At 60.3% G+C, this 13546-nt stretch carries 13 protein-coding genes; 2 read left to right on the top strand and 11 right to left on the bottom strand.

The window, feature by feature from the left end; all coding sequences use genetic code 11:
* Window positions 1-3: 3 nt before the first annotated feature.
* The 3 genes from C1X29_RS14175 to ccoG form a co-directional block, all read right to left on the bottom strand.
* Window positions 4-2454: a heavy metal translocating P-type ATPase gene (locus C1X29_RS14175; protein ID WP_102717710.1), complete on the bottom strand. Its 2451-nt coding sequence runs from the start codon at window positions 2452-2454 to the stop codon at window positions 4-6.
* A gap of 211 nt (window positions 2455-2665) precedes the next feature.
* Window positions 2666-3205: a FixH family protein gene (locus tag C1X29_RS14170; RefSeq protein WP_102717709.1), complete on the bottom strand. Its 540-nt coding sequence runs from the start codon at window positions 3203-3205 to the stop codon at window positions 2666-2668.
* Window positions 3206-3216: 11 nt separating this feature from the next.
* Window positions 3217-4632, bottom strand: a complete 1416-nt coding sequence (gene ccoG / locus C1X29_RS14165) for a cytochrome c oxidase accessory protein CcoG (protein ID WP_085747882.1) — start codon at window positions 4630-4632, stop codon at window positions 3217-3219.
* A gap of 541 nt (window positions 4633-5173) precedes the next feature.
* Here ccoG and C1X29_RS14160 point away from each other — a divergent pair.
* A complete protein-coding gene (locus C1X29_RS14160) occupies window positions 5174-6169 on the top strand; it encodes a metallophosphoesterase (protein WP_102717708.1) in 996 nt (331 codons plus the stop codon).
* Between the two features lie 68 nt (window positions 6170-6237).
* Window positions 6238-6495, top strand: coding sequence for a hypothetical protein (locus C1X29_RS14155; RefSeq protein WP_085747881.1), 258 nt, complete (start codon window positions 6238-6240; stop codon window positions 6493-6495).
* A gap of 75 nt (window positions 6496-6570) precedes the next feature.
* On the opposite strand, the gene ccoP (C1X29_RS14150) is transcribed toward C1X29_RS14155, so the two are convergent.
* The 8 genes from ccoP (C1X29_RS14150) to ccoN (C1X29_RS14115) all read right to left on the bottom strand — a co-directional run bounded on the left by ccoP (C1X29_RS14150) (window position 6571) and on the right by ccoN (C1X29_RS14115) (window position 13468).
* Entirely contained in the window at window positions 6571-7554 is a 984-nt protein-coding gene (gene ccoP, locus C1X29_RS14150) for a cytochrome-c oxidase, cbb3-type subunit III (protein WP_102717707.1), read from the bottom strand.
* Window positions 7551-7736, bottom strand: coding sequence for a CcoQ/FixQ family Cbb3-type cytochrome c oxidase assembly chaperone (locus C1X29_RS14145; protein ID WP_003175465.1), 186 nt, complete (start codon window positions 7734-7736; stop codon window positions 7551-7553). Before C1X29_RS14145 ends, ccoP (C1X29_RS14150) begins: the two co-directional genes overlap by 4 nt.
* A gap of 5 nt (window positions 7737-7741) precedes the next feature.
* Window positions 7742-8350 carry a cytochrome-c oxidase, cbb3-type subunit II gene (gene ccoO, locus C1X29_RS14140; RefSeq protein ID WP_011333287.1) on the bottom strand — a complete coding sequence of 203 codons (609 nt, stop codon included), beginning with the start codon at window positions 8348-8350 and terminating at the stop codon, window positions 7742-7744.
* Window positions 8350-9792, bottom strand: a complete 1443-nt coding sequence (ccoN, locus tag C1X29_RS14135) for a cytochrome-c oxidase, cbb3-type subunit I (protein WP_007960352.1) — start codon at window positions 9790-9792, stop codon at window positions 8350-8352. Before ccoN (C1X29_RS14135) ends, ccoO (C1X29_RS14140) begins: the two co-directional genes overlap by 1 nt.
* 481 nt (window positions 9793-10273) lie before the next feature.
* Window positions 10274-11227, bottom strand: a complete 954-nt coding sequence (gene ccoP / locus C1X29_RS14130; protein WP_102717706.1) for a cytochrome-c oxidase, cbb3-type subunit III — start codon at window positions 11225-11227, stop codon at window positions 10274-10276.
* Window positions 11224-11421, bottom strand: coding sequence for a cbb3-type cytochrome c oxidase subunit 3 (locus C1X29_RS14125; protein ID WP_102717705.1), 198 nt, complete (start codon window positions 11419-11421; stop codon window positions 11224-11226). The genes ccoP (C1X29_RS14130) and C1X29_RS14125 overlap by 4 nt, the downstream gene beginning before the upstream one ends.
* Before the next feature lie 3 nt (window positions 11422-11424).
* On the bottom strand, window positions 11425-12033 hold the full coding sequence (ccoO, locus tag C1X29_RS14120) for a cytochrome-c oxidase, cbb3-type subunit II (RefSeq protein WP_039770055.1): 609 nt from the start codon (window positions 12031-12033) through the stop codon (window positions 11425-11427).
* A 10-nt stretch (window positions 12034-12043) separates the two neighbouring features.
* The gene (gene ccoN / locus C1X29_RS14115; protein ID WP_102717704.1) at window positions 12044-13468 is read right to left on the bottom strand and encodes a cytochrome-c oxidase, cbb3-type subunit I; all 1425 of its coding nucleotides are present in this window, start codon (window positions 13466-13468) and stop codon (window positions 12044-12046) included.
* Window positions 13469-13546 lie beyond the last annotated feature (78 nt).

The following is a 13546-nucleotide window of genomic DNA, read 5'->3' as shown; positions in this document are numbered from 1 at the left end:
GGCTCAGGCCGGCAGCGGGCGGGTTTCTGACGTGGCGCTGACGGCCGGCGCACTCGGCAGGCGAGTCAGGCGCAGGGCGTTGAGCACCACGGTCAGCGAACTGATCGACATGCCGACGGCGGCCCACACCGGAGTGATCCAGCCGAGGGCGGCGAACGGCAACATGAGGCCATTGTACAGCGCGGCCCACAACAGGTTCTCGATGATCACCCGACGGGTGCGGCGGGCCAGCGTGAAGGCTTGTACCAAGGCGTCGAGGCGGTTGGACAGCAACACAGCATCGGCGCTGGTTTTTGCCAGATCGGTAGCCGAGCCCATGGCCACGCTGATGTCCGCAGCGGCCAGCACCGGCACGTCGTTGACCCCATCGCCGAGCATCAACACCTTGCGGCCGTCCCTGTGCAGTTGTTGCAGCACTTGCAGCTTGTCGTCCGGACGCAGACCGCCCCGGGCCTCGTCGATACCCAGTTCGGCAGCGACGCTGGCGACCATCGGCGAACTGTCGCCCGACAGCAGCAGTGTGCGCCAGCCGCGCGCCTTGCAGGCGGCGAGCAGGGCCGGAGCGTCGTCGCGCAGACGGTCGTCGAGGGCGAACCAGGCCAGCGGTCCCTGGAGGTCACCGAGCAGCAGCCATTGCCCCGGCTCCTTCGGCATCGACGGCACAGGCGCGGCGCTGAGATCGCAGACAAAATCCGCCTGACCGATGCGCAAACGTTGTTCGCCGACCAATCCTTCAAGCCCCAGGCCCGGCGTGCTGTGGACATCTTCGGCAGCCAGCGGTGCGCGACCGAAGGCGCGGGCGATCGGGTGTTCGGAACGGTTTTCCAGGGCGGCGGCGAGGCTCAGGCATTGATCGCTGTCGAGGGCGCCAAGCGGGCGGATCGAACGCAGCACCAATCGGCCTTCGGTGAGGGTGCCGGTCTTGTCGAAGATCACCGTGTCGATCTGGTTCAGGCCTTCCAGCACATGGCCGCGGGTCAGCAGCAGGCCGAGTTTGTGCAGGGTGCCGGTGGCGGCGGTGAGGGCGGTCGGCGTCGCCAGCGACAGCGCGCACGGGCAGGTTGCAACCAGCATCGCGAGGACGATCCAGAACGCTCGCGACGAATCCAGCTCCCACCACAGCAGGCCGATGGCGGCGGCTGCGATCAACGACAACAACAGGAACCATTGCGCGGCGCGGTCGGCGATTTCCGCCAGCCGTGGTTTTTCCGCCTGGGCGCGATCCAGCAGGCGAACAATGGCCGAGAGTCGCGTGTCCTGGCCGAGCGCCTGCACCTCGACGGTCAGCGCGCCTTCCACGTTCAGCGTGCCGGCGGTGACGGCATCGCCCTTGGTACGCGGCTGCGGCAGGTATTCGCCGGTCAGCACCGATTCGTCGATGCTCGATTGACCGTCGAGAATCTTGCCGTCCGCCGGCAGCACAGAACCCGGTTGCACCAGCACGCGATCACCGAGGCGCAGTTCGCTGAGCAGGATGCGTTCGCTCTGGCCGGCGTCGTCGAGGCGCAGGCACGAGGCGGGCAACAGATTGACCAGTTGTGCGGTGGCAGCGGCGGTGCGCTCGCGGGCGCGACGTTCGAGGTAGCGCCCGGCGAGCAGGAACAGGGCGAACATGCCTACCGCGTCGAAGTACAGCTCGCCGACCCCGGTGATCGAAGTCCAGATCCCGGCGACATAAGCCGCGCCGATCGCCAGTGATACCGAGACGTCCATGGTCAGGTGACGGGTGCGCAGGTCGCGCATGGCCCCTTTGAAAAACGGCGCGCAGCTGTAGAACACGATCGGCGTGGTGAGGAACAGCGCGACCCAGCGCAGGATCGTGTGCAGTTCCGGGCTGAGGTCGATGTTGAATTCCGGCCAGGTCGCCATGGTCGCCATCATCGCCTGAAACCACAGCAGCCCGGCGACCCCGAGTTGGCGCAGGGCAAGGCGGTTTTCGCTGGCCAGTTGTTCGCTGGCGCGGTCGGCCTGATACGGGTGTGCGGCGTAGCCGATGTGGCGCAGTTCGCCGAGGATCTGGCTCAGCGGCAACTGAGTGTCTGCCCAGCGCACATGCAGGCGATGGTTGGACAGGTTCAGCCGCGCCTCGGCCACAGCGGGCAGGGTGCGCAGGTGTTTCTCGATCAGCCAGCCGCAGGCGGCGCAACTGATGCCTTCCATCAGCAACGTGGTTTCGGCCAGTTCACCTTCGTGGCGCACGAACGGTTGCTGCACGTCGGCGCGGTCGTACAGCTCAAGTTCATCGACCAGTTGCACCGGCAGCGCTTCGGGGTTGGCCGAAGCTTCGCTGCGATGCTGGTAATAACTTTCCAGGCCGCCGGCGACGATGGCTTCGGCCACGGCCTGGCAGCCGGGGCAGCAGAACTCGCGGGACTCCCCGAGCACGACGGCGGTGAAGCGGCTGCCGGCCGGGACGGGCAGGGCGCAGTGGTAGCAGGGGAGTGGAGTGGTCATGGCATTGTCGAGGGAATAAACCCTTGGAATCGAGTGGTCCGCTTGCCCTCACCCCAGCCCTCTCCCGGAGGGAGAGGGGGCCGATCGGTGGTGGCCGGATTAATGGGTTCAGTCAGCGACATCGACTGGCATACATGGCGCGTGCAAGCGTCCGAGAACAGTTCCCTCTCCAGGGGGAGAGGGCCAGGGTGAGGGGGCACTTGCAGGCTGCTTAATTCTTCAGGTCTTCTGCACCCTGCAGCGGCTCATCACCCAGCAACAAATCCTTGTCATGGCTGACCAGCTCTTCTTCGAACATCCGCCACACGTGATCGTCCTGAGTACCCAGCAACTCCACAAAACGCCGGCCTTCGATCTTGTCGCTCAACTGGCCGATGTAACGACCCGTTTCAGTCTCGCTGCGCGCCAGGACGATCTTGCGATCCTTCTCCGGCTGGGTCGGCGAGATCAGGTTCAGTTCCAGGGTTTTCGGCTGGCTGTCGCCGCTCAGGCGCAGGTCGACTTCGCCGGTCACATCATCCAGATGCACGGCAGCGCGCATCTTCAGGGTCTGGGCCAGCAGTTCGCGATCCAGCGAACGGTTGATGCCTTTGCCGGCCTCGTAGTAGTTGTCGTTGACCAGGTTGTCCGGGTTGTTCACCGCGATGGTCACCATGGACAGCGTCAGGGTCACCGAACAGGCCAGAATCCCGATGATGATCCATGGCCAAAGGTGCTTGTACCAGGGACTTGCGGCGTTTGCTGCGGGCATGTTCAGTTCTCTCAACGATTTTGTGGGCCGATGAACCGGCTCTTGGCTTCTACGTGGACGCTGTCGTCATCGGCATCCTTGAGGATGAATTTCACCTCGTTGGTGCTCGATGGCAATTGTTCAGGCGCGCTCGACAGCTCGACCGGCATGCTGAAGATTTCTCCGGCAGGCACCTTGATCTCGCGCTTGCCTTGCAGGCGCAGATCCGGCAATCCGGCGGCTTCCAGCACGTAGGTGTGGTCGCGCTGATCCTTGTTCATGATCTTCAGGCTATAGACGTTTTCGATCCGGCCTTCAGCGTTTTCACGGTACAGCACGCGGTCCTTGCTGACGTCGAAACCCACTAGCGAACGCATGAAGAAGGCTGTCACTAACAGGCTGATCATCGCCAGCAGCACCACGGCATAACCGATCAGGCGCGGCCGCAGTTTATGGGTTTTCTGCCCGGACAAGTTGTGCTCGGTGGTGTAGCTGATCAGCCCGCGCGGGTAATCCATCTTGTCCATGATGCTGTCGCAGGCGTCGATGCACGCGGCGCAACCGATGCACTCGATCTGCAGGCCGTCGCGGATGTCGATGCCGGTCGGGCAGACCTGAACGCACATTGTGCAGTCGATGCAGTCGCCCAGGCCTTGGGCCTTGTAGTCGACGCCTTTCTTGCGCGGACCACGGCTTTCACCGCGACGCGGGTCGTAGGAAACGATCAGGGTGTCCTTGTCGAACATCACGCTCTGGAAGCGCGCATACGGACACATGTAGATGCACACCTGCTCGCGCAGCCAGCCGGCGTTGCCATAGGTGGCGAGGGTGAAGAAACCGACCCAGAAATACGACCAGCCATCGGCTTGCCCGGTGAAGAATTCGAAGACCAGTTCGCGGATCGGCGAGAAGTAGCCGACGAAGGTCATGCCGGTGACGAAACCGATCAGCAGCCACAGCGCGTGCTTGGCGAATTTGCGCAGGAACTTGTTGGCGCTCATCGGCGCCTTGTCGAGCTTGATGCGCTGGTTGCGGTCGCCTTCGGTGACCTTTTCGCACCACATGAAAATCCACGTCCACACGCTTTGCGGACAGGTGTACCCGCACCAGACCCGGCCGGCATACACGGTGATGAAGAACAGGCCGAACGCCGCAATGATCAACAGGCCCGAGAGCAGAATGAAGTCCTGCGGCCAGAACGTGGCGCCGAAAATGAAGAACTTGCGTTCCGGCAGGTTCCACCACACGGCCTGATGGCCGCCCCAATTCAGCCAGACCGTACCGAAATACAGCAGGAACAAGGCAGCGCCGCCCATCATCCGCAGATTGCGGAACAGGCCGGTGAAAGCACGGGTGTAGATTTTTTCTCGAGAGGCGTAAAGGTCGACGCTGTTGTTCGCGTTCTTGTTGGGGGGCGTGACGTCGTGTACCGGAATCTGGTTGCTCATCATTGCATCCCACGGCAGTGGAAAAATGCCTCGGTCGATACGTGCCGGCCGGGGTCAAAAAGGGGTGTTGCAGTGGCCCAATGATACGCCTGTCATACCGACGAACGGGTGCGACCTTTGGTCGCGTTGGGGAAAAATCATGGATGGTGTAGCGAATGTAACAAAGCGTGATGCAGATCAATTGACTTGTTGAGTATGGACGGTTTTTTCCGGGTGGCGAGCCGAATCGTCCAACACGCCTGGGGGGCAGCCCTGGCTCAGGATGCCGTTTGCTTCAGGGGCATCCGGCGGAGTTATTGCAGGTCTCAAGCTGAAAAGCGCTGGAAGGTTTAACTTTTTATAGAATCGATTGAATAGTTAAGTTGAGTTGTGTGTTGTGGGTATTAGTTGTTGCATGAAGTGTTTTGCTCGGGCTTGAAATATATAAAATCAATTGCTGCTTGTCGGGCATTTGAAATAAACATCGTTCTCGAATAGTTTGCGTCTGCGGCTGTTCGCAGCTGAGTTTATCTATTATTTATATGAGCAAGGATTGAGTTGTATGTTTATCAAGGAAGTAACAAGGCTGGTGGCGTGTCTGTGTGTATTGTTTGCACCGTTCGCGCTGTCCAGTGAAATGATGCCGCGGCATATGGTTTTCGCATCGGACCCTCAGTACCCATGGACGGACAGAACGGATAGTGGCCAGGCAGAGTCGGATGAGGATTTTGAAAAGCGCGCCAAATGGCTCGTGGATAGCCAGTTTGCGAGCATTGTGGAGTTTCGCAGCAAAATGGGTGGTCAGGCTGAAGTGCCATTGATGATCAACGGCGATATCACGGCTTTCGGTCATCCTTATCAGATTTCATACATGAAGTCCGCGCTGAAAAAATACTTTGGCAGTGATTATTTATATGGATTGGGGAATCATGACTATCAGAATAACGTCGATGATTGTCTGGGTAATCGCTGCGCCGTAAACAGCATCGTCGAATACCATGAATATCATGCTGGCAAGGTCGATGATTTTGATGTGCGTGTGACGGGTGGCGGATTTGGCAAACAGTATGATGGCAGTCTTGCCTACTCGAAGAATATCGGTCAGGTGCACCTTGTTCAGTTGAACAATGAGCCTACTTACGAAGTTCAACTCAAACATCCGTTACACGACATGAAAATCAGCCAGTCCCTGGATTGGCTTGAGAAAGACTTGAGGGTTGCGCGGGCTCAGGGTTACGCAATCATCATCAATATGCACAAGCCCGATGACTGGGAGGGCGATGCGCAGCAGTGGCAGCGTTTTCAGGACATGATCGAAAAGTATGAGGTCACGGCCATTTTTGCCGGCCACTACCACACGCGGGGAGGCTCCAGAAAATGGTGGGGTAAAGTCCCGGTTTTTCTCAGCGGCGGGACTTCCCAACAGACCTACCTGACGGCGAGCTTCACCGAGGATGGCAAGCAAATGCACGTCAACCTGGTCGAGAACAATGAATGGCAAAAGCCGCGATTCGTGCACACGGTTCCGGTGAAATCCATCTGGGCCAGTCGCCCGTAAATAATTGCCTGGGCATCGCTTTTATTGGCGTTGCCCGGGACAGCTGACACTTTTCAAGGATGAAACGTATGAACAAAAGCAAGATCAAGGCACTCGGCATTACTCAGAAAGAAATCGATGCATTGGACGTCATTCTCAATAGCGCCATTCCGGGGGCTTCCCTGGCCGTCGCGTACCTGCAAGCGGCTTTGGGAACGATTGAGTCGGCTGAAGATGGAGAGGGCACGAAGCAGCCGGGTGGCCCGAACAGCAACCGGCCTGATGACGCTGGCAAGCAGCGCAAGCCCTCAGGCCTGGACAGTCTCGGTGGAGGCAACATTCTTTGAATCAGCACTGAGGTGAAACAAAACGGCCCCGCCAATTATCATGGGCGGGGCCGTTTTTTGCTTCAAGCGTTGGCCTTACTGGGCCTCGGCTTCCGCTGGTTTTTCACCGTGGGACAGGCTGTAAACATAAGCCGCCAGCAGGTGAACCTTGTCGTTGCCTTGCAGTTGTTCCTGGGCAGGCATCTGGCCCTGACGGCCGTAACGGATGGTCTGCTGCAGTTGCGCGAAGCTCGAACCGTAGATGAACGCGGCCGGGTGGGTCAGGTCAGGTGCACCCATCGCTGGCGTACCTTTACCCGCCGGGCCGTGGCACGCCACGCAGTTGGCGGCGAACAGTTTCTGGCCGTTGGCCGGATCTGCCTTGGTGCCTTCCGGCAGCTTGCGGCCATCCAGATTGGTCAGCACGAACGCGGCCACGTCGGCCACGCCTTGCTCGCCGATCACTTCAGCCCAGGCCGGCATCACCGCGTGACGACCGCCCATGATGGTGGTCTTGATGGTTTCCGGCTCGCCGCCCCAGCGCCAGTCGGCGTCGGTCAGGTTCGGGAAACCATAAGCGCCCTTGGCGTCGGAACCGTGGCAGACCGAGCAGTTGGAGGCGAACAGACGGCCACCCATCTTCAGGGCTTGCGGATCCTTGGCCACTTCTTCGATCGGCATGGCGGCGAACTTGGCGAAGATCGGACCGAACTTGGCGTCCGAACGCGCCATTTCCTTTTCCCACTCGTGAACGCCGGTCCAGCCGGTCTGGCCGTTGGCGAACGCGGTCTGCTTCTCGGTATCGAGGTAGTTGTAACCCGGCAGCAGGCCTTTCCAGTTGCCCAGGCCCGGGTACAGCACCAGATAACCCAGAGCGAAGACGATGGTGCCCACGAACAGCATGAACCACCATTTCGGCAGCGGGTTGTCGTACTCCTCGATCCCGTCGAAGGAGTGGCCGACCGTCTCGTCGGTCTGCTCGGTGCGCTGGCCCTTGCGGGTCGACAGCAACAGCCAGGTCAGGGAAAAGATCGTACCGAGACTGAGGACTGTGACGTACAGACTCCAGAATGTAGTCATTCTTTGTTACTCCTAGAAGCTTGCTCGACGTGCTTGATGGCTTCGGGATCATCCGCGAAGGGCAGCAAGGTCGCGTCTTCAAACTCCGACTTGCGCTTGGGGCTGAACACCCACAACGCCAGGCCGATGAAGGCAACCATCACGACAACGGTGCCCAGGCCTCGAATCATCCCGATATCCATCAGAATCACCGTTTGCTTTTGATGATGGTGCCCAGGCCTTGCAGATAGGCCACCAGCGCGTCCATTTCGGTTTTGCCCTTCACGGCATCTCTTGCACCGGCAATGTCTTCGTCGGTGTAAGGGACGCCGAGCGTGCGCAACACTTCCATTTTCTTGGCCGTGTCTTTGCCATCGAGCTTGTTTTCTACGAGGAACGGGTAGGCCGGCATTTTCGACTCGGGCACGACGTTGCGCGGGTTGTACAAGTGCGCACGCTGCCAGTCATCGGAGTAACGACCGCCGACACGGGCCAGGTCTGGGCCGGTACGTTTGGAACCCCACAGGAACGGGTGATCCCAGACGCTTTCACCGGCGACCGAGTAGTGGCCATAACGTTCGGTTTCGGCACGGAACGGACGGATCATCTGCGAGTGGCAGCCGACACAGCCGTTGGCGATGTAAACGTCGCGGCCTTCCAGTTCAAGGGCGGTGCGCGGCTTCATGCCTTCGACCGGCTTGTTGGTGACGTCCTGGAAAAACAGCGGAACGATTTGGGTCAGGCCACCGACGCTGACGGCGATGACCATGAAGAAGGCCAGCAGACCAATATTCTTCTCGACAGCTTCATGCTTCATCAGTGAGCTCCAACTACGGCGATCTTGGCGGCGGCTTCGGCTTCAGCCGGGTTCGAGGCGCGAACGGTGCGCCATACGTTATAAGCCATCAACAGCATGCCGCTGGCGAAGAACGCACCGCCCAGAGCTCGGACGATGAAGCCAGGGTGGCTGGCCTGCAGCGCTTCGACGAACGAGTAGGTGAGGGTGCCGTCGTCGTTGATTGCACGCCACATCAGGCCCTGAGTGATGCCGTTGACCCACATCGAAGCGATGTACAGCACGGTACCGATGGTCGCGAGCCAGAAGTGCGCGTTGATCAGGCCGGTGCTGTGCATCTGCGCACGGCCGAACAGTTTCGGGATCATGTGGTAGATCGCGCCGATCGAGATCATCGCTACCCAGCCGAGCGCGCCGGCGTGTACGTGGCCGATGGTCCAGTCGGTGTAGTGCGAGAGCGAGTTGACGGTCTTGATCGCCATCATCGGACCTTCGAAGGTCGACATGCCGTAGAACGCCAGCGATACCACGAGGAAGCGCAGGATCGGGTCGGTGCGCAGCTTATGCCAGGCGCCCGACAGCGTCATCATGCCGTTGATCATGCCGCCCCAACTTGGCGCCAGCAGAATGATCGACATCGCCATGCCCAGCGACTGCGCCCAGTCCGGCAGTGCGGTGTAGTGCAGGTGGTGCGGGCCGGCCCAGATGTACAGGGTGATCAGCGCCCAGAAGTGCACGATCGACAGACGATAGGAGTAGATCGGACGTTCGGCCTGTTTCGGCACGAAGTAGTACATCATCCCCAGGAAGCCGGTGGTCAGGAAGAAGCCCACGGCGTTGTGGCCGTACCACCACTGGATCATCGCGTCGGTGGCGCCCGAGTAGGCCGAGTAGGACTTGAACAGGCTGACCGGCAACGACATGTGGTTGACGATGTGCAGCATCGCGGTCACCACGATGAACGCACCGTAGAACCAGTTACCGACATAGATGTGCTTGGTCTTGCGCTTGGTGATGGTGCCGAAGAACACCAGACCGTAGGTGACCCAGACAATGGCCAGCAGAATGGCGAGGGGCCATTCCAGTTCCGCGTATTCCTTGGTGGTGGTGTAACCCAGCGGCAAGGTAATGATCGCGCCGACGATCACCGCTTGCCATCCCCAGAAGGTGAAGGCCGCGAGGCTGTCGGAAATCAGTCGCGTCTGGCAGGTTCGCTGCACGACATAGTAGGAAGTGGCAAACAGTGCACAACCACCGAAGGCGAAAATCACCAGGTTTGTGTGCAACGGGCGCAGGCGTCCAAAGCTCGTCCACGGCAGACCGAAATTCAACTCCGGCCAGACCAGTTGCGAGGCGATGAAGACACCAAGCCCCATGCCAAGGATCCCCCAGACCACCGTCATGATGGCGAACTGGCGGACTACCTTATAGTTATAAGCAGTCGGACTGATTGCTGTGCTCATTCTAAGGTTCCACGGTTTGGGTGTTTTATTAGGATTAAAATCGGCCGCAAGTATGTAGAAAGCAGGGGGTCAATGCAACGCGCCATGACCTGGGTCAATGCTTTCCAACGCTGATTCTGCGGCCTTTCCATGCGCCGCGTAAGGACAAAATTGCCCTCGGGCAAAATGTCGCAGCGGACGAAAAAAGCGAGGGGTCCCGGTCGGATGTAACGGGGTGTGTTCGAACGCTCGGTTCGGGTGACGGACGGTAATTGGCACGACAGCCGGTATCTACCGGCCTTTGCGGCCATGTCAGTCAGCCGATTCGTTCAACGCCTCGCTCGGGGTCGACCTGGAACCGGCACGGGCCAGTCCGCATCGAGCAAGCGTAGACCCGAATCCGGGTAACCGAAAGGAGAGGGGGTGAAGGGGTGCGACAATGCGTCGCAAAGGGGCTGGAAACTGCCGCACTGGAAACGTGCGGCAGTCTTGTGCGCAATGATTACTTTTTATTGTCCTCAGTAATCAGTTTTTCTGTATTCAATCCATTGCTCAGGCTGTACACATAAGCGGCCAGCAATTGCACTTTATCGTTACCGAGCAGCTCGTTCTGAGCGGGCATGTGGCCTTGACGGCCATGGCGAATGGTCTGCTCGAGCTGGGTCAGGCTGGTGCCGTATATGAAACCGGCCGGGTGCGTCAGGTTCGGCGCGCCCATGGCTTCGGTGCCTTGGCCGTTTGCCCCGTGACAGGCAGTGCAGGTTGTGCTGAACGCCTGCTGACCCGCTTGGAGATCAGCCTTGTTGTCCGCCGGCAGTGGCAGCCCCGCCAGTTCATGACGCACATAGGCGGCGACGTTTTTCACGCCAGTCTCGCCCAGCACTTCACCCCACGCCGGCATCGCCGCCATCCGGCCACCCATGATGGTGGTCTTGATGGTGTCGGCGCTACCGCCCCAACGCCAGTCCTTGTCGGCGAGGTTAGGGAAACCGAACGCGCCCTTGGCGTCCGAGCCGTGGCACACCGAGCAATTGGAGGCGAACAGACGGCCACCCATTTTCAGCGCCTGCGGATCCTTCGCCACTTCTTCCACCGGCATCGCGGCGAACTTGGCGAAGATCGGCCCGAATTTGGCGTCGGCCTTGCTCATTTCCTTTTCCCACTCGTGGACGCCGGTCCAGCCGTCCTCGTAGCCGGGCAGGATGCCTTTCCAGTTGCCCAGGCCCGGATAAAGGATCAGATAACCCACGGAAAACACCAGCGTGCCGGCGAACAGCATGAACCACCACTGCGGCAGCGGGTTGTCGTACTCCTCGATGCCGTCGAAGCTGTGGCCCATGGTCTGGTCGACGCTGCCCTTGGTTTCGCCCCGGCGGGTGCCGACCAGCAGCCAGGTCAGGCCGATCAGGCTGCCGATGGTCAGTACGCAGATCCACGTACTCCAGAAGGTGGTCATGGCCGGGTACTCCTTGTCTCATTAGCTTGGGTAGTGTCGGGTTGCGGCTCGTCGGCAAACGGCAGCAGGCGCGCTTCGGCGAATTCCGGCGTGCGCTTGCGGTTGAACACCCAGAGGGTCAGGCCGACGAAGGCCACGAACACCACGACCGTGCCGAGGCCGCGAATCAGCCCCGCGCTCATTTCAATGACCATGGCTCACCTCTTGCTCTTGATCGCAGTGCCAAGCACTTGCAGGTAGGAGACGAGGGCGTCCATTTCGGTCTTGCCCTTGAGGCTGGCCACCGCGCCGCTGATGTCGTCGTCGGTGTAGGGCACGCCGAGGGTGCGCATGGTCTTGAGCTTGGTTTCGGTGTGGCTGCTGTCGACCGGTTGGGTGACCAGCCATGGGTAGGCCGGCATTTTTGATTCCGGTACAACGTTGCGCGGGTTGTACAAGTGCGCGCGGTGCCAGTCATCCGAGTAGCGCGCGCCGACCCGGGCCAGGTCCGGACCGGTACGTTTCGAGCCCCACAGGAACGGGTGATCCCACACGCTCTCGCCGGCCACCGAGTAGTGCCCGTAGCGTTCGGTTTCGGCGCGGAACGGACGGATCATCTGCGAGTGGCAACCGACGCAGCCTTCGCGGATGTAGATGTCGCGGCCTTCCAGTTGCAGCGCGGTGTAGGGCTTCATGCCTTCCACCGGTTTGTTGGTCACGTCCTGGAAGAACAGCGGGACGATCTGGGTCAGGCCGCCGATGCTCACGGCGAACACCATCAGCAGCATCAGCAGGCCGACGTTCTTTTCAATCGTTTCGTGTTTCATGGCGGACTCCTCAGGCCATCTGCGCGGCAGCAACGACGTCAGCAGGCTGCGAGGCCCGCACGGTGCGCCAGGTGTTGTAAGCCATCAGGAACATGCCGCTGAGGAAGATCGCCCCGCCAATCAGCCGCACGACGAAGCCAGGGTGGCTGGCCACCAGGGTTTCGACGAAGGAGTAGGTCAGCGTGCCGTCCTCGTTCACTGCACGCCACATCAGGCCCTGGGCGATGCCGTTGACCCACATCGAGGCGATGTAGAGCACGGTGCCGATGGTCGCGAGCCAGAAGTGCGCATTGATCAGGCCGATGCTGTGCATCTGCTCTTTGCCGAAGACTTTCGGGATCATGTGATACAGCGCGCCGATGGAAATCATCGCCACCCAGCCGAGTGCGCCGGCGTGTACGTGGCCGATGGTCCAGTCGGTGTAGTGGGAGAGGGCGTTGACGGTTTTGATCGCCATCATCGGACCTTCGAAGGTCGACATGCCGTAGAACGCCAGCGACACCACGAGGAAGCGCAGGATCGGATCGCTGCGCAACTTATGCCAGGCGCCCGAAAGGGTCATCATGCCGTTGATCATGCCGCCCCAGCTCGGGGCCAGCAGTACCAGCGACATCACCATGCCCAGCGACTGCGCCCAGTCCGGCAGCGCGGTGTAGTGCAAGTGGTGCGGGCCGGCCCAGATGTACAAGGTGATCAGCGCCCAGAAGTGCACGATCGACAGGCGATACGAATACACCGGACGTTCGGCCTGTTTCGGCACGAAGTAGTACATCATCCCGAGGAAACCGGCGGTGAGGAAAAAGCCTACGGCGTTGTGGCCGTACCACCATTGCACCATCGCGTCAGTCGCACCGGCATACACCGAGTAGGACTTGGTGAAGCTCACCGGCAACTCAAGGTTGTTGACGATGTGCAGGATCGCCACGGTGATGATGAACGCGCCGAAGAACCAGTTGCCCACATAAATGTGCTTGGTCTTGCGCTGCATGATCGTGCCGAAGAACACGATGGCGTAGGCGACCCAGACGATGGTGATCAGGATGTCGATCGGCCATTCCAGCTCGGCATATTCCTTGGAGCTGGTGTAACCCAGTGGCAGGCTGATGGCTGCCAGCAGGATCACCAGTTGCCAGCCCCAGAAGCAGAACGCGGCGACTTTCGGCGCAAACAGCTGGGTCTGGCAGGTGCGCTGCACCGAGTAGAACGAACTGGCGAACAAGGCACAGCCGCCGAACGCGAAGATCACCGCGTTGGTGTGCAGCGGGCGCAGGCGTCCGAAGCTGGTCCACGGCAGGTTGAAGTTGAGTTCGGGCCAGACCAATTGAGCCGCGAGAAAAACCCCGAGCCCCATGCCGACGATGCCCCACACCACCGTCATAATGGCGAATTGGCGGACCACCTTGTAGTTGTAGGCGGTACTGATAGAAGTGTTCATGGTTCCCCATCCACGGTTCAGCCGAAGTGAGCGCCGACAGCGCGTCCTTCGCCTGGAGTTATAGGCAGACTAAAAGCG

It is taken from the genome of Pseudomonas sp. GW456-12-10-14-LB2, assembly GCF_002884345.1.
GTDB classification, from domain to species: Bacteria; Pseudomonadota; Gammaproteobacteria; order Pseudomonadales; family Pseudomonadaceae; genus Aquipseudomonas; species Aquipseudomonas paraglycinae.
The sequence above is the reverse complement of the archived record's forward strand: the minus strand, read 5'-3'. Positions and strand labels throughout refer to the sequence as shown.

What these genes read in the sequence shown, in the direction of transcription:
- C1X29_RS14175 (WP_102717710.1), bottom strand. Translation starts at nt 2,454, where the DNA reads ATGACCACTCCACTCCCCTGCTACCACTGCGCCCTGCCCGTCCCGGCC.
- C1X29_RS14170 (WP_102717709.1), bottom strand. Translation starts at nt 3,205, where the DNA reads ATGCCCGCAGCAAACGCCGCAAGTCCCTGGTACAAGCACCTTTGGCCA.
- ccoG (WP_085747882.1), bottom strand. Translation starts at nt 4,632, where the DNA reads ATGAGCAACCAGATTCCGGTACACGACGTCACGCCCCCCAACAAGAAC.
- C1X29_RS14160 (WP_102717708.1), top strand. Translation starts at nt 5,174, where the DNA reads ATGTTTATCAAGGAAGTAACAAGGCTGGTGGCGTGTCTGTGTGTATTG.
- C1X29_RS14155 (WP_085747881.1), top strand. Translation starts at nt 6,238, where the DNA reads ATGAACAAAAGCAAGATCAAGGCACTCGGCATTACTCAGAAAGAAATC.
- ccoP (WP_102717707.1), bottom strand. Translation starts at nt 7,554, where the DNA reads ATGACTACATTCTGGAGTCTGTACGTCACAGTCCTCAGTCTCGGTACG.
- C1X29_RS14145 (WP_003175465.1), bottom strand. Translation starts at nt 7,736, where the DNA reads ATGGATATCGGGATGATTCGAGGCCTGGGCACCGTTGTCGTGATGGTT.
- ccoO (WP_011333287.1), bottom strand. Translation starts at nt 8,350, where the DNA reads ATGAAGCATGAAGCTGTCGAGAAGAATATTGGTCTGCTGGCCTTCTTC.
- ccoN (WP_007960352.1), bottom strand. Translation starts at nt 9,792, where the DNA reads ATGAGCACAGCAATCAGTCCGACTGCTTATAACTATAAGGTAGTCCGC.
- ccoP (WP_102717706.1), bottom strand. Translation starts at nt 11,227, where the DNA reads ATGACCACCTTCTGGAGTACGTGGATCTGCGTACTGACCATCGGCAGC.
- C1X29_RS14125 (WP_102717705.1), bottom strand. Translation starts at nt 11,421, where the DNA reads ATGGTCATTGAAATGAGCGCGGGGCTGATTCGCGGCCTCGGCACGGTC.
- ccoO (WP_039770055.1), bottom strand. Translation starts at nt 12,033, where the DNA reads ATGAAACACGAAACGATTGAAAAGAACGTCGGCCTGCTGATGCTGCTG.
- ccoN (WP_102717704.1), bottom strand. Translation starts at nt 13,468, where the DNA reads ATGAACACTTCTATCAGTACCGCCTACAACTACAAGGTGGTCCGCCAA.